A 21,981-nucleotide genomic window follows, 5' to 3' on the forward strand; every position below is an offset into this window, starting at 1 on the left:
AAATTAAGCGATTTCTTTGTTTTAAAAACTGTTTTAAGATGTTAAATATTGTTTTGTCTTCTTTTCCAAAAAGGAGCTTCTTTCCACCTTGTTTCTGCCTTATAAAAAAAGTTTTTGTGTTGTACATAAAGATTCCACACTTGGTTTACTTGATGATTGTATGCGGTATTAAATTGTTTCATTTTGATGGAATCTAAATCTTTGATAAAATTAAAATTACGAAGTAGTTTTTTTACTTGCATAGCATTTGCCATGGCATTGAACATTCCTTGTGAGGAAAGAGGATCAAAACTAATTGCAGCATCACCTAAAGCAATCCATTGGTTACCCGCTATCTGTTCTAAACGAGTGGAATTTGCACTAACTGTACCATGAAAGTTAAAGTATGCTTCGTTGCCTTTAAGGAAAGGCTGAATGAGTTTGTGTTCTTTGGCAAAGGATAGAAAAGAATTTAAATGTTTAAAGGTGTTTCTACCCACTAAATCAGCATCTGTTTGAAAAGCGACAATTCTTTTATTATTAGGTATCACAGCACTATACCACCAACCCAATTCATCAGAAACAATGGTGCTCATAGTATTTTCTAGGGTATTAGGTAAGCTTATCCAACAAGATATCAATTTATCATAGTGTGTACGTTTAATACCTAAGCTTTTGGTGAAATGTGACTGTCTGCCAGTGGCGTCAATTACTAATTTTGCCTGAATAGTATGTGTGGTTCTGTTTTTTACATCATCGGACTTTGTAGTTACTTTCCAGTAATTATCTTCATAAGAACTACTAGAAAGTCGTGTTCCCCAAATACAGTCAACATTTCTTTCAGTAGCAACTTGTCTTAGGTAAACCTCAAAGTTCTTTCTGTCCAAACTTTTAGAGAAGCCATCGGGGTTTCTCATATGATCGACAATTTGAAGTTGATTACTTCCCCAGTAGGATTGCATACCTAAATTGTTACGATATATGGTTTGTTTTACAGTATCCGATTCATTTTCTAATAAATCTAACTCTTTTAAAATTCGTTGTGCTACAGGTGCTAGTGATTCTCCAATTCTATCAACAGGTTCAACTAGTTTATCTAGTAATGTAACATTATAATCTTTAACCAAAGAAATGGCGGCAATGCAACCTGCAATGCCACCACCTATAATTAGTATGTCAGTAGTACTATTATATTCTTTCAACACTCATCAGTTATTTAGGAATATATCTTGAAAAACGTGTCATCTTCTCAGGAATACCAACTTCAACTCTTTTAGGAGCTGCTTCTTGATGTGAATCAGACTGTTTCATGTGGTGTAACTTAGAAGCAATTAAATGTATGGTTTTAATAACATTTGGTGTTGCTTTAAAGTCTTTTGCTAGTTCATCGTCTGTTAACGTTAATAAACTACGTTGAGCATCTTCTAATATAAATTGCTCGTTTAATAAACTATCGTGTGATAGTTTTTCTACGGCTGCATCTATTGTATTTTGTATTCCTTTTTGTAACGTACGTTTAGCAGTTAAAACACCTTGTAAATCTTGTATAGTAGCTTTTAATAATGCTGCCTCTTGTTCTGGAGTAGGAGTAATACCTACCTGCATTTCTTCAGGGAAATTAGGATCATGCTGAACTCCTGGACGTTTTTGAACCACGGCTAACTTATCAAAATACTTAATCATGCTATTAATTTGATTCGTATAGGTTGGAGCTTCACCATCTAAGGGAAGATTATCTAACCAATCGGAACGGAAATTAAAGGCTTGAATACGGGTTTCCTCTGATAAATTAGAATCCATTGTTTCTTTATAACGTTCTTCATTTAAAACATTGTTGGGTACTCTAGCAGGCCAAAACGTTGGTAAATACGGATCATATTCACTAGTGTATCCGTCTCTACAACTAGCGGTATCTGTTTGCCAAGGTATTGCCATCCAACGCGTAATTCCCCCAGCTACTTGTCCACCCAAAATAGGACCTTTTGCTAATGGCAATACATCGTTATTCATCATAGCACCATAATATGTAGTATTAACAGGCGGTATTTTTGGAGCATGTTTAATTCTAAAAGGCGCCATATACATTCCTGATGAACGCATAGGCCATGTCATTTCACAACCAGGGTGAAAAGCATCAGCTAAACAAAACTCCATAGCAGCTTTGGTCAACATATCTGGTTGTTCTGAAACAGAAAGTTCGTCTATCGTGGGTGGTTTTGGAATGTGAGGACATCCAGTCATGTCTACATAATCAGCTTCAAAATCACCTTGTACCCATTGATCTAAAAACTCTAATTGTAAATCTGATAAGGTAGCATGTTGTCGAACAGAACCTGTAGAAGGAATGCTAATCGCATCACCATACAACCAAGGCCATAACTGTGGAGCTTCTGCTCCTGACACATCAAAACGTCGGAAGTTGTTAGAAATCGTTCTTCGCATTTCCATATAAGCAGGCGACGGATTTCCTAATCGTTTTATCCATTCGTTAGTAGTATAATTAAACTGACCTCCAAAACCAAAGGCTCCAGCAAAACCAGCATTTACCCACTGTAAATCGGTCATACGTTGGAATATTGGTAAAATATCCTTGGTAAAAGAAGGTCTGGTAGGACGCACTAACATTTTAGATTTTACAGCCACATCACGCATTAAATCCCACATAGTACGTACCGATTTTTGCATCGGTGCATAATCTGGTGGAGCACAAATAACCCAAGCTGGGTCTACTTTTAATTTTGTTCCTTCGTATTCTACTTCCGCAGTAACAGGACCATCAGAAATGTCATCGTGCCATCCTTCGTTATTTGCAAAAGTAATGGCAATATCACCATTGATGTTTTCCGATTTTCCGTGACCACCTAACATGATTAGACGTCCTTTTTCATCGGTACGCATTTCACCTAAGTACACTTTTTTTGAAAGAAATTCTCCTTCAAAGAAAGGACCTTCGGTAACATTGGTTCCAGTAATAGTTTTTGCGCCACCATCAATTAATAAAGAGTCACGATCTTTTACATCAATATTTCGTAGCATAGAAGGAGGCATATCCGCAGCTTCGGGAATGTCTAAGGCAATGTTAAACTGATACCAAGACGATTTTTGGTTGGCTAAATGACTATGCCACATGATTTTTGCATTTTCAGCAGTTAATTCCTTTACCGCTTTTCCTGCGGCATTAAATCCATAGATTCTAAACTGTGCTGCTTGTCTTTTTAGGGCTCCTGTTTTATCTCGATACGCATACGGATCGGTTTGTGGTTCAGGATTGTCAACTAACGGACCAATAAAGTATTCGTGTTCACTATTTCCAACCCGCATAACACCAATAGGAGGGTAGATACCTGCTTTTACAATACAGTCGCTATTTTCATCAGTATTCCCTTCAAAATGAGGGTTGATTTCTTTAGGTTCTTGTAATTGCTGTCCGTTGGCTTGATGTCGTGCTTCGGCACTTGCTGCATAAACCACTTTTCTTGCTTGTGCAATAGACCCTAAAGGCTCATGTTGCGGTAGTGTTCTCCAAATATTGAAGGCTAAATTACTTCCAAACTCTGCTTGACCAATACTAGCTACATCTTGTTGAGGTAAATGCAATTTTGCAATACAGATATACGGACTTTCTTCTGTGCTCCAAACTACTTGTGCATCATCTAACGGCATGGTAGCATCGTTAGTACGCAATTGTATTTCGAAACGGAAGGTCGCTTCTTTGGTTAACAAACGTTGTTGTAAGTTGATACCCAAGTAATTGTTGTCGTTAAAAGGAGTTCCTTTATAAGTGTCTTCAGGAACTAAACGATATTTTACAATTTGTGAATCGCCTAATTTAAAAGGAAGAATTGCCCAGTAGCTAGCACTCAGCACACTAGCTTCTTCTTTAGTCATCGCTTTTAAAATACTAGCTAATTCAGGGTGTTTTGCTATGTACGAATCATAATCTCGATCAATAACACCAGCAGTGGTAAAACTACACATTTGTTGTGCATCGCGTGCAAAAAAACGATCGATGTTTTGAAAGATAAAATCGGCATTGGTACCGTTTCCTAATAATTTAGGGCCTTCTACACCAAAGAGTTTTAAACCAACTCCTAAGGTAGAGTGTAAGTCGGGAGAAGTGGACCCGGTATCACTTGAAAAACGAACAGCACATTCGTAAGTATCACCAGTAAAAATCCCGATTTTGAACTTTTCTTCGATGTCTTTGTTTACAACAAAACGACCGTAGGCAATACCGTGTTGTTTTCTAAATACCGCCCTTTCTGCAGGCTGTTGTCCGTTTTCAATGCGTGTTTTTTGCCCCATTTCTACAAACATTTCTTTTAAACGTTGTGTAACTTGGGTAATGTCTCCATCGCAGTTCCAGCATGATGAAGATTGATTTAGTGAGGGGTTTGTCATTTTTTGGTTAGTTTAAGTTTGACATTATATACCTTTAAAAATAAGAAATATAAGTTAGAGTTGGTTTTAAGAAATTCTTAAGCGTTTGGTTTTCGAGTATTAGTTGTTTGTATTGAGTAATAAATATTGATACTTGAGAGAGAAGTTTTTACCGTTATTTAGAACGCTACTAAAATCAAAATATATTCTGATTGAAAGTATATTGCGAAGCAACTGAGAGGAATTTCATTTAGGAGAGCAACTAATCTTAAACAGATTTAGCTCCGCTGAACCTTACGGTTTCTTCTTTTGGTTAAAATGATGAACCCTAATGGCATTCCATCATGAAGAGGAATGATAGCGACATGGTTGTCTCGTTAAAAGTAGTAGCGAATGTTCTTTTAACGAGATTCTTGTAAAACAGTTAGATAATTAGAAACTACTAGATATCAAAAATCCACAACAAAACGTTGTGGATTTTTGATATCTATAAATAAGTTTATATTATTTTAAACTTCCAGTCATATCTTCTGGTTTTACCCATTCGTCGTATTGTTCTGGAGTTACATATCCTAAACGTACCGCTTCTTCTTTTAAAGTAGTTCCATTTGCATGTGCTGTATTGGCAATTTCAGCAGCTTTGTAATATCCAATTTTAGTATTTAATGCTGTAACTAACATTAACGAGTTGTTTAATAACTCCGTAATTCGTGTTTGGTTAGGTTCAATACCTGCAGCACAATTTACATCAAACGATACACAAGCATCTCCAATTAATTCAGCCGATTGTAATACGTTAGCAGCCATCATAGGTTTGAAAACGTTTAGCTCGTAGTGTCCTTGTGTACCACCTACAGTTACCGCAACATCGTTCCCCATTACTTGTGCACAAACCATAGTCATAGCTTCTGCTTGTGTAGGGTTTACTTTTCCTGGCATGATAGAAGATCCTGGTTCGTTAGCAGGAATGATGATTTCTCCAATTCCAGAACGAGGTCCAGATGCCATTAAACGAATATCGTTTGCTATTTTATTTAATGAAACAGCTAATTGTTTTAAAGCTCCGTGTGTTTCTACTAAAGCATCGTGTGCAGCTAATGCTTCAAATTTATTTTCAGCAGTTACAAATGGTAATCCAGTAAATTCAGCAATGTATTTAGCTACTAACACATCGTAACCAGCAGGAGTGTTTAATCCAGTACCTACGGCAGTTCCTCCTAAAGCTAATTGTGCTAAATGTGCTAAAGTATTCTTTAAGGCTTTTAATCCGAAGTTTAATTGAGCTACATATCCAGAAAACTCTTGACCTAAGGTAAGGGGAGTAGCATCCATTAAGTGTGTACGACCAATTTTAACTACATCTTTAAAAGCTTCTGCTTTAGCTTGTAAGGTATCACGTAACTGCTCAACACCTGGAATCGTTACTTCTACAATCTTTTTGTAGGCAGCAATATGCATTCCGGTAGGAAAGGTATCGTTTGACGATTGCGATTTGTTCACATCATCGTTTGGCTGAATGGTTTTTTCTCCTTCACCAATTACATTTCCAGCAATTTCGTGTGCACGATTGGCTATAACTTCGTTTACATTCATGTTCGACTGTGTACCAGAACCTGTTTGCCAGATAACTAAAGGGAATTGGTCGTTGTGCTTTCCTGCTAAAATTTCATCACATACTTGTGCGATTAAATCACGTTTTTCAGTAGCTAAAACACCTAACTCGGCGTTAGTGTAAGCAGCAGCTTTTTTTAGGTAAGCGAATCCGTGTACTACCTCTAAAGGCATAGAGGCAGCAGGACCAATTTTAAAGTTGTTACGAGAACGCTCAGTTTGTGCTCCCCAATATTTATCAGCAGGAACTTCTACTTGTCCCATCGTATCTTTCTCAATTCTATATTTTGTCATTTGGAATGATTTAAAATGCTTAAAATTAATGATGTTCAAAATTACAAATTCTTATAGTTTTTAATAGTGAATTTTATCAGATTTTATTGGAGGAAAAGAAAAATAGTTATAATTTTGTACCATAACAATTTTTAATAAGAAACAAATGTTAGATTTTTCAGAATTTTCAGGATTAGTATTATTCATGTTTATTTTTACGGCTGGATTTTGGCTGTTAATTTTCTTATTAACATTTGTAGTTCCTTACTGGATTGGTGGAACTATCTGGGAAAACATGAAATTGAAGAGAGAAGCAAAAAGAGCTGCTGAGGAAGGTAAGTAAGCTTTTATTACAATATAATTTCAAGAACCACGCTAATGGCGTGGTTTTTTTATGGCGTTGTCTTAGCATTAGGGGATACTCTAACCTGATTTAATTCTTAGCGCAAATAAAAAAGAGAACTATTATAGTTCTCTTTTTTTATTAAGTATTGTTGTAGTTTTAAGAATTAAAAACCTTCACCACCTCCGTCAAAGTCACCATTACGACCTGAGCGTTCACTTTTTTTCTTTTGATTAAATCTATAAGTAAAGCTTAATGTAATTTGGCGCTCTCTCCATTGGAAAGCTCCTTCAGATATAGAACTAGGATTGTTTCGACCTCCTAAGTAAGTAATACTTTCACGTTTACGAGAGTTAAATAAGTCGCTAACATTCAATACTAAAGATGCTTTTTCTTTAAATAAATCTCTACTTAAAGCAAGGTTAGCCATAAACATACCTTCTCTGTCGCTTTGTGCATCAGATTGTGGTCCACGATACATTAGGCGCGTTTGCCATTGAACTTTCCAAGGAAGTGTAACTCTTGAGTTAAAACGAGCAAACCAACTACTATTATTAACTTCTTCCAATTCAGTAGTAATTTGTGATCCATTTGATGCGGTATATACGTAGGTAAAGGCACCTGTATTAAACTTAAAATAGTTAAAGGATGCTGATAAACGAATTTTTTTAGTAGGATTATAGTTGGTTGTAAACTCAAAACCGTAACGGTCTTCATCATTTAAGTTTACAGGTTGTCTTACCGTTACATCAGTCAATACACCATTAACATCTCTTTCTTCTAAGGTAGAAACTCTTTGAATAATATTTGTAGAGTATTGATAATATAAAGAGGCACCTAAGTTAAATTTACTAATTCTTGTATTGTATCCTAAATCGAAAGAGTTTGTAAAAGTTGGATCTAGGTCTGGGTTTCCTCTAAATACATTGGTAGCAGAGCTACGACTTTCAAAAGGATTTAAAAACCAGTGACGAGGTCTACGTAATCTTCTACTATATCCTAATGAAACATTATCTCCTTCGTTAATTTCATATCCTAAGTTAACAGTAGGGAACCATTCAGTATAGTTTTTTTCTTTGAATTGATCTGTTGTAAAAACTGTTAAGTCTATGTCAGTAATTTCTGTTCTTAAACCTAATAAGTATGAGAATTTATCTATTTTACTTCCATATTGTGAGTAAAAAGCATAAATATATTGTTTAAACTCAATAGCGTTTGAAGGATCATTAGGTAAAGGGTTTCCAAAAGCATCGCGAACTCTAAAGTCAGAGTTTAAATCTTGTAAAGTAGCTTTATGACCTACTTCAAACTGGCTGTTTTCACCAATAGGTAATACATAGTCTATTTGTAAAAGGCGGTCTTTAGAAGTTGTAGTTTGTGAGTTTTGTTCAGAAAGCACTCCATCTACAATAATTTCAGCAGGTTCAGATTCGTCACTATCGCTATACTGTAAATCTATGGTTAGTTTTTGTCCTTTTTCGTCAATATTATTTGTATAGTTTAAAGAGTATTGCTTGTCTATAGAGTCTTCTTTTTCATTTTCAATTCTCACTTCATTGTCAGTAAAAACTTTATTCTCATTATAAAAAGTAGTTTTATTGGTAGCTATGTCATCGTCTTTTGAATTTCTATAAAAGAAGCTTCCAGTAATAGAATTTTTTTTATTGATATAATATTCAACACCTAAAGAACCGTTATAGTTATTATTTTTTCTATCAAAAGTTCTGTCTTCGTTTCTATAGTCGGAAATGATACCATTATCATCAAAGTTTGTAAAAAAGCTTTGAGAATTACCAGGTCCTTTTCTGTATGAATATGCTAAGTTTGAAAAAATATTAAATTTTTTAGTTCTATAATTTAGATTAGGTGAAACTCTTAACATGTCAGGAGTACCTACAGTTAAGTTTACGGAACCGTTAAATCCTGTAATTTTTCCTTTTCTAAGGATAATGTTTAAAATACCAGCTGTCCCTTCAGCATCGTAACGAGCAGAAGGAGAAGTGATAACTTCTACTTTTTCTATAGCATCAGCAGGTAAATTACGTAAAGCATCTGTACCCGTTAATCCTACTAAAGCAGAAGGTTTACCATCAATTAAAATACGTACATTCTCGTTACCTCGTAAACTAACAGCTCCTTCAGCATCTACATTAACAGAGGGTACATTATCTAAAACATCAGAAGCATTACCACCTTTTACAGTCATATCTTTTCCAACGTTGTAAATCTTTTTATCCAAACGGATTTCAACGGTAGATTTTTCTGCAATAACTTCAACTTCATTTAACGTTTCTGCATCTTCAGAAAGTAGAATAGTGCCCAAACTTTTACTTTCTGTTAAATTGTAATTACCTAAGTTTTTTGTTTTAAAGCCTATGAATTCAACCTTTATATTATATGTACCAGATGATGCATCGATAGAGAAACTTCCTTTAGCACCGGTAACTCCTCCAATAACTTGTTGTGTGTTAGTATTTGTTATTACTAAAGTTGCGTATTCTAAAGGTTGTTTAGATTTTGTTTCTAAAACTTTACCTGTTAGAGTTATTTTGGAGGGTTTATCTTTTGTAGTACGCTGTGCAAAAGCTGTAAAACTAATAAGTAAAATAAGTAAGGTAATTTTCTTCATTATGTTGATTTATAAGCTTGTTAGACCGCAAATTTCCCTAAAGGTTTAACGGGGTTTAGTTAAAAAAATGTTAAATAAAAAAAGGATGCAATTAAGCATCCTTTTAATCAAGTTATATATTGAAAAGTTATTTTTTTCCTTTTGTTTTTTGTTGCGCAGCTTGTTGTTCTTGAGCTTGTTTCATGGCTGCATCTAAACGCTCACGGAACTTACTTTTTTTAACAGGCTTCTTTTTGTTTTCTTCAATTTTAGCATGAATTTTAGCTTCATCTATTACATAGTTTTTAATAACAAACATAATTGCAATAGTTAACAAGTTAGAAATAAAGTAATATAAACTTAATCCACTAGCATAGTTGTTAAAGAAGAATAACATCATAATAGGAGAGAAGTAAATCATCCACTTCATCATTTTACTCATATCAGGCATTCCTTCTTGCGTTGGTGCTTGCATATTCGCTTGTTGACTTTGGTTCATTTTCATGTAAAAGAAAATTGCAATAGAAGCTAAAATTGGGAATAAACTTACATGATCTCCGTAGAAAGGAATCTTAAAAGGTAATTTAAAAATAGTATCGTATGAAGATAAATCATTTGCCCACAAGAAGCTTTTTTGACGGAAGTCAATGTTTGTAGGGAAGAATTTAAATAGGGCAAAGAATACAGGCATTTGCATTAATGCAGGTATACAACCAGACATCATATTTACCCCCGCTTTTCGTTGTACCGCCATAATTTCTTGTTGGCGCTTCATAGCGTTTTCCTTACCTGGATATTTTTTATTGATTTCTTCCATTTCTGGACGAATCACTTTCATTTTGGCACTTGATAGGTACGATTTGTATAATACTGGAGACATTATAATACGTACTACAATGGTCATTAAAATGATGATTAATCCGTAGTTCCCAATAAACCCTTTTAACATATTGAATACAGGGTAGAATACAGTACGGTTTAAGAAACCAAAAATACCCCAACCTAAGTCAGCAATTTCATCCAAACCTGTTCCTTCGTAAGATTTTAATAAATTATAATTAGTAGGTCCATAAAACCATTGCATGTTATAATTTAACTCTCCATTTGTTAAGGCTAGAGGAGTTTTTAAGCCATAAGTTTTAGTATATACACTATCTTTTTCTTCTCCAGCAAAGTCTACAGATTTTAACGTTGCGTTGTTAAACGGTGTGTCTGATGTTAAAATAGAAGAGAAGAAGTGTTGTTTATAAGCAATCCAATCAATATCACTAACAACTTCATCATCATTCATTTGTAAGTAATCTACTTCATCATCTGCTTTATAGTAATAATAAGAGTACATGTTTTCGGTTTTTAAACTCTTTTCGTGTCTAAAACCTTTTAAACTCCAATCTAAATTAATTTCTTGAGAACTATTAATAGTATTATTTAACCCTTGTGAACGAACAGCAAAACCTACTCGGTAATCACCTTCTTTCATTTCGTAACGATACTCTAAAAACTTAGCTTCTGAAACTTTTAACTTTAATGAAAGCACCTGAGTATCTCCATTTTTGGTAAGGGTAGGAGTAAATAATAAGTCTTTAGTATTTAAAATTCGGTTATCAGTAGTTCCGAAATTGATATTAAATGAAGCATTATTATCTTTAACTAAGAATAGTGGTAATGAATCGTATGTTTTATAGTTTTTAATTAAGGCTTCGATAATTTGTCCACCTTTATTATCGATAGTTAACTTTACAAGATCGTTTTCTAGTATAGTATTTCCTTCTTGGCTATTTGAAACGGCGTATGCAAAAGCACCAAACTTATTTTGTAAAGCAATTTGTTGTAATGAGTCGTTAACAACTACATTATCAGTTAAATTGTTTTGAGTGTTGATTGTAGCATCGGTAGTTTGTTCTGTTTGGGTAGTTGCTTCAGGAGTTTCTTCTGGCTTTTGTGTATTCATCCACCAAAGCATAATTCCTCCTAATAAAAGCATTCCTATAAAGGAATTTAAATCAAATTTTTTTTGTTCCATCGATATATGTTAAAATGTCAACTTGTCATTATAAAGTTTTTCTTAATAGTTGAAAAACCGGACAAAGGTAGTAAAACCCTATAGTTTTTTGAGGTTTTATGGTGAATAATTTTGTTAGTAATGGTAGTTCAAACAGTGTTCCAACTTTTATTTGTCAAAAAAATCCTGTAATTTTAGTTACAGGATTTTTAACTTATTTTTTTGATTGTTTTAAAGCTGCTTTAATAAAGCTTACAAATAAGGGATGTGGGTTTAATACTGTACTCTTGTATTCTGGGTGATATTGAACACCAACAAACCAAGGATGTGAATCGATTTCGACAATTTCTACTAACCCCGTTTTAGGGTTAACACCTGCAGTTTTCATTCCAGCATTTTCTAATTGTTCTTTATAATCGTTATTGTATTCAAATCTGTGACGATGACGCTCACTTATTAATTCTTCTTTATAAGCTTGAAAAACTTTTGAATCTTGTGTTAACTGACAATCCCAAGCACCTAAACGCATAGTACCTCCTTTTTCAGTAACATTTTTCTGTTCTTTCATTAAGTTAATAACAGGATGTGCTACTTTAGGGTTCATTTCGGTAGAGTTTGCATCTTTAAGTCCTAACACATTTCTAGCAAATTCAATAACTGCCATTTGCATTCCTAAACAAATACCTAAGAAAGGGATATTGTTTTCACGTACGTATTGTACGGCTGCAATTTTACCTTCAATTCCTCTATCACCAAATCCAGGTGCAACTAACACACCGTTTAAACCTTCTAATTGTTTAACAGCATTTTCAGGAGTTAATTCTTCAGAATGAATCCAACGAACATTAACCTTTGTTTTATTACTAGCTGCTGCTCCTGCATGGATAAAGGCTTCTGTAATTGACTTATATGAATCGTGTAATTCAACATATTTTCCAACCAAACCAATTTCAATACTAGAAGTAGGGTTTTTGTGACGTTCTAAAAATTTATTCCATGTTTTTAAGTTAGGTTGTTTACGTGTAGATAAGTTTAACTTATCTAATACAACATAATCCAATCCTTCTTTAAACATAAGGTTAGGAACATCGTAAATAGTTTCAGCATCTAACGATTGAATTACGTTTTGCTTTTTAACATTACAAAACAACGCTAGTTTACGTTTAATTTCATCAGAAATTTCATGTTCTGAACGACATACTAAAATGTCAGGTTTTACACCACTTTGCATTAAAGTTTTTACAGAATGTTGTGTAGGCTTTGTTTTTAATTCACCAGCGGCTGCTAAGTAAGGGACTAGAGTTAGGTGAATAACAATTGCATTGTCCTCTCCTAAATCCCACTGTAGTTGGCGAACTGCTTCTATATATGGTAATGATTCAATATCACCTACGGTTCCTCCAATTTCGGTAATTACGATGTCATAATCACCTGTATTTCCTAAAATTTGGATTCTGTTCTTAATTTCATCTGTAATATGAGGAATCACTTGAACTGTTTTTCCTAAAAACGCTCCTTTGCGCTCTTTATTTATTACAGATTGATATATTCTACCTGTAGTAACATTATTAGCTTGTGAAGTAGGAATATTTAAGTAACGTTCGTAGTGTCCTAAATCTAAATCGGTTTCAGCTCCATCATCGGTAACATAACACTCTCCATGTTCGTATGGGTTTAATGTTCCTGGATCTATATTAATATATGGATCTAATTTTTGAATGGTTACTGAGTATCCTCTTTCTTGTAATAATTTGGCTAAAGAAGCGGCTATAATTCCTTTCCCTAGTGATGAAGTTACGCCTCCGGTTACAAAAACGTATTTTGTGTTATTCATGGTGCTGTTAGGTTTGCGCAAAAGTAAGAAGTCTGGCAATTACAGCAAATAAAAAAGAGAAAAAACATACATAAAAATTACGTAAATTTGCCAAACGGCCTTTTTTTAAAAAAAAATAAAATAAGGGTTTGTCAGACTGAAAAACTGTTGTATATTTGCCAACGCTTTTAGCAGACGGAATTTCACAAAAGTAAAACATATTTAAAGAAGATATTTAAGATATACTGTAATGAGTAAAAGAACGTACCAACCATCGAAAAGAAAAAGAAGAAACAAACACGGTTTCCGCGAAAGAATGGCTTCTGCTAATGGACGTAAAGTATTAGCTAGAAGAAGAGCAAAGGGAAGAAAGAAGTTGTCTGTTTCATCTGAATCTAGACCAAAGAAATAATGATTAACTATTGTTAATATTTTAAAGGCGTTACTGTTAAGTATCGCCTTTTTTTATAACCAAACAATTTTTATTTTTACATCACAACACAACACAAACTAAAATGCCTAAAAGACAAGACCTTAAATCGATTTTAATTATTGGATCTGGGCCAATTGTTATTGGTCAAGCATGTGAATTTGATTATTCAGGATCTCAAGCGTTAAGATCTTTGAGAGAGGATGGAATTGAAACCATCTTAATTAATTCGAATCCAGCAACAATTATGACAGACCCCTCGATGGCTGATCATGTATACCTGTTGCCTCTTAATACAAAGTCTATTGTTCAAATCTTAAAAGAACACCCACAAATTGATGCTGTTTTACCTACTATGGGAGGACAAACGGCATTAAACTTATGTATTGAAGCTGATGAAAAGGGGATTTGGGAAGATTTTGATGTTGAAATTATAGGAGTAGATATTGATGCTATTAATATTACGGAAGATAGAGATAAGTTTCGTTTGTTAATGGAAAAAATAGGAGTACCTATGGCACCTCAAGCTACTGCAACCTCATTCTTAAAAGGAAAAGAAATAGCGCAAAAATTTGGGTTCCCTTTATGTATTAGAGCGTCTTTTACATTAGGAGGAGCAGGAGCATCTATTGTATATGATGAAAAAGAGTTTGAAGAATCATTATCTAGAGGGTTAGAAATTTCTCCGATCCACGAAGTAATGATTGATAAAGCAATGATGGGATGGAAAGAATATGAGTTAGAGTTATTACGTGATGATAACGATAATGTTGTAATTATCTGTTCTATTGAAAATATGGATCCAATGGGAATTCATACAGGAGACTCTATTACAGTAGCTCCAGCTATGACTCTTTCTGATAAAACATATCAGAAAATGAGAGATATGGCAATTAAAATGATGCGTTCTATTGGAGAGTTTGCAGGTGGGTGTAATGTACAGTTTGCTGTTTCTCCAGATGAGAAAGAAGATATTATTGCTATCGAAATAAACCCACGTGTATCACGTTCATCAGCATTAGCATCAAAAGCAACAGGATATCCTATTGCGAAAATTGCTGCTAAATTAGCAACGGGTTATACATTAGATGAGTTAGATAACCAAATTACAAAATCAACTTCAGCTTTATTTGAACCAACACTAGATTACGTAATTGTAAAAATACCTCGCTGGAATTTTGATAAATTTGAAGGTTCTGATAGAACATTAGGTTTACAGATGAAAGCAGTTGGAGAAGTAATGGGAATTGGACGTTCGTTTCAAGAAGCCTTACACAAAGCAACACAATCATTAGAAATTAAACGAAATGGTTTAGGGGCAGATGGCAAAGGGTATAAAGATTACAATCAAATTATAGATAAATTAAAATATGCTTCTTGGGATCGTGTTTTTGCTATTTATGATGCCATTGCTATGGGAATTCCTTTAAGTAAGATTTACGACATCACTAAAATTGATATGTGGTACTTAAGACAATATGAGGAATTATTTAACTTAGAAAAAGAAATTTCTACTTACACCATCGATACGTTAGATAGAGAATTATTATTAGAAGCTAAACAAAAAGGATATGGTGATCGTCAAATTGCTCATATGCTAGGATGTTTAGAAAGTGAGGTGTATAAAAAACGTGAAGAGTTAAAAATAAAGAGAGTTTATAAGTTAGTAGATACCTGTGCTGCTGAGTTTAAAGCAAAAACACCTTATTACTACTCAACATTTGAAAGCGAAATAGAAACAGCAGAAGGTACTGTTTCTGTGTCTAATGAAAGTGTTGTTTCTGATAAGAAAAAAGTAATTGTATTAGGTTCTGGACCTAATAGAATTGGACAAGGTATTGAATTTGACTACTGTTGTGTTCACGGTGTATATGCAGCTAAAGAGTGCGGTTATGAAACCATAATGATTAACTGTAACCCTGAAACAGTTTCTACTGATTTTGATACGGCAGATAAACTATACTTTGAGCCAGTTTTCTGGGAACATATTTACGATATCATTAAACATGAAAAACCAGAAGGAGTTATTGTTCAATTAGGAGGGCAAACAGCCCTAAAATTAGCTGAAAAACTAGAGCGTTATGGAATTCCAATTTTAGGAACTAGTTTTAAGGCATTAGATTTAGCAGAAGATCGTGGAAGTTTTTCTAGCTTATTGAAAGAAAATAACATTCCTTATCCTGAGTTTGGAGTTGCTGAAAATGCAGATGAAGCTTTAGCTTTAGCAGATGAATTAGATTTTCCAATTTTAGTGCGTCCATCATATGTATTAGGTGGGCAAGGAATGAAGATTGTGATTAATAAAGAAGAGTTATTAGAACATGTAGTAGATTTATTGCGTAAGATTCCTAATAACAAATTATTATTAGATCACTACTTAGAAGGAGCTATTGAAGCGGAAGCAGATGCAATTTGTGACGGTGAGAATGTATACATTATCGGAATTATGGAGCATATTGAGCCTTGTGGAATTCACTCAGGAGATTCAAATGCTACATTACCAGCCTTCAACTTAGGAGAATTAGTATTGGAGCAAATTAGAGAATACACTAAAACAATTGCTTTAGCACTTGATACAGTTGGATTAATTAACATTCAGTTTGCGATTAAAGATGATAAAGTGTATATCATTGAAGCGAATCCACGTGCGTCTCGTACAGTTCCATTTATAGCAAAAGCTTATAAAGAACCATATGTAAACTATGCTACAAAAGTGATGTTAGGAGACAAAAAAGTAACGGATTTTGATTTCAATCCACAGTTAGAAGGTTTTGCAATTAAGCAACCTGTATTTTCATTTAACAAGTTCCCTAATGTAAATAAGAATTTAGGACCTGAAATGAAATCTACAGGTGAAAGTATTTTATTTATAGATTCATTAAGAGATGATGCTTTTTACGATTTATATGCAAGACGTAAAATGTATTTGAGTAAATAGGTTTTAAAACACCAATAAAATTGAAGTCCGGAGTGTAAACTCTGGACTTTTTTTATTAAAATATTAACTGGTTCTATATGCAACTAAATGTTGGTTTCTCTTTTTTAGGACACCTTTAAATTCGACAAATAATTATTATTAATGTTAGGTTTGATGAAGAGTTTAGTTATTTTTTAACTCAGATCTTTGTTATGCAGTCGTTTTTAATTCTTTTTTAGCTAAATAATTTCGTGTACGGGCTATCTCACTTAAGTTTTCTTTTCCATATCTTTTATAAATAAAAATGGCTACAAACACAAAGCCTGTACTTAGTACCGCAACTATTATTTCTTTATCAAATCCTGAGCAAAAATTATTTAGAAAGTGAAATAACATTGCAGGGATAAGAAATCCACGACTTGAATTGTAAATAGAAGTCATAATAATTGTTCCTATAAAAAGTCCAAAAAAGAAACCAATAGATATTCCAAGTGAAAAGTCAAAGCGATAAAAGAAAAAAGGTATATGCCAAAAAGCCCAAATAACGAAAAGAATTACTGTTGACTTGAAAGCTGTATATTTTTCTTGTAAGTGAGGGAGCAAAAATCCACGCCAACCGATTTCTTCAAAAATAGAGTAGGTTAGTATTGGTAAGAGCCAAACAATAACTACATTCCAAGAGGACCAATTAGAATTGGCAAAATTCTTGAAATTGTAAAACTCAGATTTCACTATTGGAAAAATGAGTGCACCTAAGAAAAAAAATAAGAGCGGAGAAACGACTATTAAAACCGTTTTTTTATCTAAAGAGGGGAGTTTAATTTTTGTTAATAATTTTCGAAGTCCCTCATTTCCATAAAACATATAGGTTGCTATTAATGCTCCAAAAGTTGGACCTATTGCTGCAAATGAGTGATAAAAATTTAATTGGTAAACACTTAGACGACCTATTTTATAAAGTTGTATTATAAAAAAAGCTATAAGCCAAGTTATGGCATAGGCTATAGTAGTATAGGTAATAATTTTTTTATTTAAATCTTTTGTAATCAAGCCTTTTGGTATTTTTAATACTGCATAACGTATTTCGCGATGTTTTCGTTGCGTTGACTTAGCACTAAGTTAACAAATAAATCCTAAAAATCAATGAACAATGAAATATAGCCCTCCTAAGCTTGTAATTCATTAAATTTAGTATTGTAAATCATAGAGGAAGGTATGATATACGTAAAAACTTAGATTTCGTCAACATTGATAATCCCTACGCTTTTTACTACTTCGAATTTGTTCAGTTCTATGAGACCAAAATCTCGATTTCAAGTTGTTGAATTGAGAGTAGTTAATTTCTTTCCAATCCTTTTTTAGGATTTGATGTGAGTAAAGGTGTTTTAGATATATATGATAATTAAGGTAATTGGTATCAGTTTAACTGATTGTGTTATAGAAGCTACAGGATAGATACTATCATGTACGATTAGCCTATTTTTTAACAGAAAAAGGAATTAGTGTGTCAGTAGAGAATATGTTGAAGGTAAAACGTTTTATTCAAATGAGTTTATAAAAAGTAAAGACGGACAAGAGTGATGCAAGGCAGTTATATAATTATGATGTAAGTCAAGAAACTTCTTTATAGATAAGATGATTGTAAGGAACAACAAGAGAACTTACAAATAGCACGTTTGTTGTTCGTTTACACAAAACAATCTACACAGTTAAAGAATAAGCTTTACGATGATACTGTATTAGAAAGCCCATCAAAACCTGTAGTTAGTTTATTAAAAAGGCAACTAAAAATCTTAGAGATAGGGAAAGTTAAACTAGAGGAGTTGTTGTTAGAGAATGTAAAAAGAGGTAACGTTATTAAAATCTATTTCAGGAATAGGCAGTAAAATAGCACTAATGTTATTGGTCTTTACAGACGGTTTTAAGCAGTTTACTTCAGCAAAGGAGGAGTAAAATACTTGTTTTAAGGCGGTATGTAATAAGTTATCAAAACAAGTTTTTGCTATTGTAAAAAGTGGTTTACCGTATGATGTGAACTATAAAAGTACTTTGATATAAAATTTGTGAAATTTACTTGTTTTCCACCTCAGTTATTTGTTGTAGCCAGTGAGTTTCTATTTATAAACTACTTCATTTTTTTCAAAAAAGAAAGTGCTTTTGCATGAGCACCCATAATATCACTCATAAGTAATACTTCTTCAAAATATATTTTGGCTTTTTCCTGATTTTCTGTTTCAAAATAATATTCACCCAAAGCCAGATATAAAAACATCTTATGTACTTTATCTCCTTCTCCTTTTGAATGTTCTTTTTCGGCAAGCAACAAATAATCCAAGGCTTTGTCGTATTGCTTACTATTTACAAAGGCAATTCCCAGCAAGCCATTAGCTCTCAAGTCTAATGGTTTGTGTTCAAGATACTTTGTCAGAGTATCAACAGCCTCTTCGTTTCTACCTTGTATCAAACTCATCATCCCTTTTCCGAGTAATGGTAGGTGTTTTGTTTCTTCCGACCACCTTAATATCTTTCTGTCAGGGTCAAAAATAACTACATGTGGTTTTCTATCCGTAACATAAGAAAACGGGTTTTCCTTTTTATTAATTTTCAATTTTTCTACCTCTCTGTAATCATCATACGACAATTCTATTTCAGCATTCACATCATATATTTCTCTTTTTTGGGTAACTAATCCTTCAACTTTATATTTACCATCATTCGTTTCTTTAACAGAATATTCAATCGCAAATTCAGGTGCGCCTGTACGGAAAAACCACTGTTCGAAAAAAACATCTAGATTCATTTCACTTTCTTCTTCCATTATTTTTTTGAAATCGTCTAGTCCCATTCGCTTATTGACATATTCTGAAACAACTCGCTTAATGCCTTTGTTAAACGAATAATAACCAATGGTTTCCATTAGCATAGCATATACAAAATGTGCTTTGACACGAGCAAGCATAGTTATATCACTGTTTCTGTTTACATCATATTTGCCTAATGGAATATCGTTAATACTGTATCGTTCGAAGTAGAGTTTAGCAGATTGAGAATATCTTGGTGCACCATCATTAAGAAATTTCCACATTGCTCTTTCTCCATAAAAATGTCTGTAGCATATTACAGAAGAAAATTGAGCAAAACCTTCATCGAACAATGATCCAGAATTTTCTTTACCAGTTACCCATGATCCCCACCACATATGTCCAATTTCATGAGCCAAAAGTGGAAACTCAAAAACAGTATCTCTTAGTGCAGTTTCTGGATAAAAATTCATGCCTTGCCCTCCTGCACCTCCTAAATCCTTTGTAATGGATGATGGTACTTCTGAAATAGAGTAGCTATCAAAGGGAAATATACCATAAAATTCACTTAAAAATGAAACCATTTGCGCTGCTTTATCAGCATACATTTCGGCTTTTTTTGAATTACTATTGAACAGAAACACATTAATAGATACATCATTAACATTTTTGTAAAAAGTGGTAAATTTATTTGCGTTGAATGTATAGTCCATTGGTGTATTAACATGAAACGTATATGTGGTCATTTCAGCTTCCTCTTTCTTATCTGATAAAACTCCTACACTTGCAACGGTAAGATGTTTGGGTACCTTGTATACTAATTTGGCTTTAGATTTGGTTAAGGTTCCATTTAATTTAGGATACCATTGGGTTACAAAATTAGCAAAACACCCCTCTTTCCCTAAATATGCTAAGCAATAATTTTGTTCAGCATATTCATTAAATAATGTGCCAGAATAAGAAAATATCAAATTTAGTTTTTCTTTTTCTTTAAGGGTATGTTTCAATGGTATCAATACTTCTAATCCATTTCTGCTAAATTTTAACTCTTTTCCAGTTTCATCCGTAATCGCATTTATTGTCAACCCTCTATTTAGCCAAAACAGAACATTATTTTCACCTCCCTGTAAAATTGAAATGTGGATATTTGCTTTAGCAGTCATTTTTCCCTTATCAGGATTAATGAGAACTTTCAACTCTGTAAAATCAGCTTGCAAATAATTTCGTTCTTTGGTTTCAGTGATAATCCATTCTTTTTTTATTTTCATTAATGTATATGTGTACCACTGACTTTCTGAGTAATTACGTTTGTTTTTTACATATTCCTTCTTTTCAAAAACAACAGCAAAAGCTGTACCTCCGTCTATAACAAAATCATTCATTTTAATGGTATATGAAAGGCTGTCCAATTTCAATATGTTCTCGTATCGTTGTTGAATTTTTTGAGCAAATTCAACATTTTGGGTATTATAAAATTTTAAAATGCTTTCAATATCATTGTTAATGATAAGTTGATTGATTTCTTTAAACGTTTTTTCAATTTTCTTTTCTTGTGAAAACAAATTAGTAAAAAAGAAAACCGCCATAATTAACAATATATATTTTGTTTTCATAAAATTTATATTTAATAATTCTAGACAAATATTTTTCGATGATTGTTTGATTTCGATCTTTCTTTTGAGAATTGGCTCTAACTTATTTGGCTATGTTTTCGTTGCGTTGATTCAGTACTAAGTTAACAAATAAATCCCAAAAATTGAACTAACCGTTGGTTTTTCCGGAGGAAAAATCAACCAGCAATGAACTATATCTGCCCTAAGTTTGTAATTTATTTAAATTAGATATTTTATTATTAAAGAACAAAAGGTTATCCTAATACAACGGTAGGTTTTAAATCATTTCAAAAAGTGTTGAGAGCTAATTCTCATTGTGTCATGGAAGCCACAGGGTACTATCATCATAAACTGACTATGTTTTTATATGAAAAAAGCATAGCGCAAAGTATTATAAACCCTGTAGTGATAAAACGGTTTATCCAAATGAAACTAAAACGAGTTAAAAAGGATAAAAGGGATGTTTTTATGATTTGTAACCACGTAGGAGAACAACCTCTTAAATATAGGCAACCAGAGGCTTCATATATTGTAAAAGCCAAAGCTGGGTATATTTGGTTTCTATGAAATTCTTTTCACATCAGTTCTTAAACGTTTTAGAGATAAATTCTGGATCATTGTCACATCTAACATACTTTGGCGCTCCTATCTCTTGTTTTAAATTTTCAAGTGTTTGCTAGAACTGTTCGAGCTAGATAGGTAAGTCCAGCGTTTATTGCTAGAGCTTCACGATTACAATCATCTATAACATTGAATACGCGTAATTTTCAGCCATCAATAAGTGAGTCGCTCATAAAATAGATACTCCAACATTCATTAAGTTTTAAAGCTGTTAACAAGGGTTGTTTCACACGTTTATGAAAGGAAGACGGCAAAGTATTGTAGAACCTTGGAACACTGACTTAGTTTTTAGGACTCCAAAAATAAATACATTGGGATTAAAACAGGCTAATAAAGTGATGCATTTACCTGGCTATAGCTTATAATTTAAAGAAATATCTAAAATTCACTTCTAAAACAGTGAAAAGTAATGCAGAAGTTTTGCACTTCTTTTTTAAAAGTATAAAACAGGCCTTTATACTTGAATTTAAGCAGCTAAAAACATCTATAAAGATTGTTTAATTTTGCATTAAAATAAATAAAAACCCCTTAAAACAGCACAAAATAGATGTTTTTTGCCATTTTATAAGGCTTGTGCAACGGTTACCATT

Annotated in this window: 11 protein-coding genes and 1 pseudogene; 4 read left to right on the forward strand and 8 right to left on the reverse strand. The window is 33.1% G+C overall.

Translation table 11 applies throughout. From position 1 onward, the window contains the following. Nucleotides 1-41 precede the first annotated feature (41 nt). The 3 genes from ACKTSW_RS07500 to fumC form a co-directional block, all read right to left on the reverse strand. Nucleotides 42-1,181, reverse strand: coding sequence for an NAD(P)/FAD-dependent oxidoreductase (locus ACKTSW_RS07500; protein WP_408024659.1), 1,140 nt, complete (start codon nucleotides 1,179-1,181; stop codon nucleotides 42-44). A 10-nt stretch (nucleotides 1,182-1,191) separates the two neighbouring features. Then, on the reverse strand, nucleotides 1,192-4,380 hold the full coding sequence (locus tag ACKTSW_RS07505) for a LodA/GoxA family CTQ-dependent oxidase (RefSeq protein ID WP_408024660.1): 3,189 nt from the start codon (nucleotides 4,378-4,380) through the stop codon (nucleotides 1,192-1,194). A gap of 483 nt (nucleotides 4,381-4,863) precedes the next feature. Then, a complete protein-coding gene (gene fumC, locus ACKTSW_RS07510) occupies nucleotides 4,864-6,264 on the reverse strand; it encodes a class II fumarate hydratase (protein WP_408024661.1) in 1,401 nt (466 codons plus the stop codon). A gap of 145 nt (nucleotides 6,265-6,409) precedes the next feature. Here fumC and ACKTSW_RS07515 point away from each other — a divergent pair, with 145 nt between their 5' ends. After that, the gene (locus tag ACKTSW_RS07515) at nucleotides 6,410-6,586 is read left to right on the forward strand and encodes a hypothetical protein (RefSeq protein WP_028891109.1); all 177 of its coding nucleotides are present in this window, start codon (nucleotides 6,410-6,412) and stop codon (nucleotides 6,584-6,586) included. A gap of 166 nt (nucleotides 6,587-6,752) precedes the next feature. Here the strand turns inward: ACKTSW_RS07515 and ACKTSW_RS07520 are convergent, their stop codons facing one another. The 3 genes from ACKTSW_RS07520 to ACKTSW_RS07530 form a co-directional block, all read right to left on the reverse strand. Then, the gene (locus tag ACKTSW_RS07520; protein WP_408024662.1) at nucleotides 6,753-9,215 is read right to left on the reverse strand and encodes a TonB-dependent receptor domain-containing protein; all 2,463 of its coding nucleotides are present in this window, start codon (nucleotides 9,213-9,215) and stop codon (nucleotides 6,753-6,755) included. Nucleotides 9,216-9,342: 127 nt separating this feature from the next. Beyond that, nucleotides 9,343-11,217 carry a membrane protein insertase YidC gene (yidC, locus tag ACKTSW_RS07525; protein WP_408024663.1) on the reverse strand — a complete coding sequence of 625 codons (1,875 nt, stop codon included), beginning with the start codon at nucleotides 11,215-11,217 and terminating at the stop codon, nucleotides 9,343-9,345. Nucleotides 11,218-11,410: 193 nt separating this feature from the next. Then, nucleotides 11,411-13,030 (reverse strand): CTP synthase, encoded by a 1,620-nt coding sequence (locus tag ACKTSW_RS07530; protein ID WP_408024664.1) that lies wholly within the window; start codon nucleotides 13,028-13,030, stop codon nucleotides 11,411-11,413. A gap of 229 nt (nucleotides 13,031-13,259) precedes the next feature. On the opposite strand from ACKTSW_RS07530, the gene rpmH reads away from it, so the two are divergent. Continuing rightward, nucleotides 13,260-13,421, forward strand: coding sequence for a 50S ribosomal protein L34 (gene rpmH / locus ACKTSW_RS07535; protein ID WP_028891113.1), 162 nt, complete (start codon nucleotides 13,260-13,262; stop codon nucleotides 13,419-13,421). Nucleotides 13,422-13,524: 103 nt separating this feature from the next. Continuing rightward, nucleotides 13,525-16,377, forward strand: a complete 2,853-nt coding sequence (carB, locus tag ACKTSW_RS07540; RefSeq protein WP_408024665.1) for a carbamoyl-phosphate synthase large subunit — start codon at nucleotides 13,525-13,527, stop codon at nucleotides 16,375-16,377. 189 nt (nucleotides 16,378-16,566) lie between these two features. Here the strand turns inward: carB and ACKTSW_RS07545 are convergent, their stop codons facing one another. Together ACKTSW_RS07545 and ACKTSW_RS07550 are read right to left on the reverse strand one after the other, a co-directional pair. Further along, entirely contained in the window at nucleotides 16,567-17,406 is an 840-nt protein-coding gene (locus tag ACKTSW_RS07545; RefSeq protein WP_408024666.1) for a CPBP family intramembrane glutamic endopeptidase, read from the reverse strand. Nucleotides 17,407-18,481: 1,075 nt separating this feature from the next. Then, a complete protein-coding gene (locus tag ACKTSW_RS07550; RefSeq protein ID WP_408024667.1) occupies nucleotides 18,482-20,770 on the reverse strand; it encodes a M1 family aminopeptidase in 2,289 nt (762 codons plus the stop codon). A 270-nt stretch (nucleotides 20,771-21,040) separates the two neighbouring features. On the opposite strand from ACKTSW_RS07550, the pseudogene ACKTSW_RS07555 reads away from it, so the two are divergent. After that, nucleotides 21,041-21,337 (forward strand): annotated as a pseudogene (locus ACKTSW_RS07555) (IS110 family transposase); the annotation flags it as partial. Between the last annotated feature and the right edge of the window lie 644 nt (nucleotides 21,338-21,981).

Origin of the sequence: Tenacibaculum sediminilitoris, from assembly GCF_964513795.1 — a bacterium.
In the GTDB taxonomy this organism is placed as follows: Bacteria; Bacteroidota; Bacteroidia; order Flavobacteriales; family Flavobacteriaceae; genus Polaribacter; species Polaribacter sediminilitoris.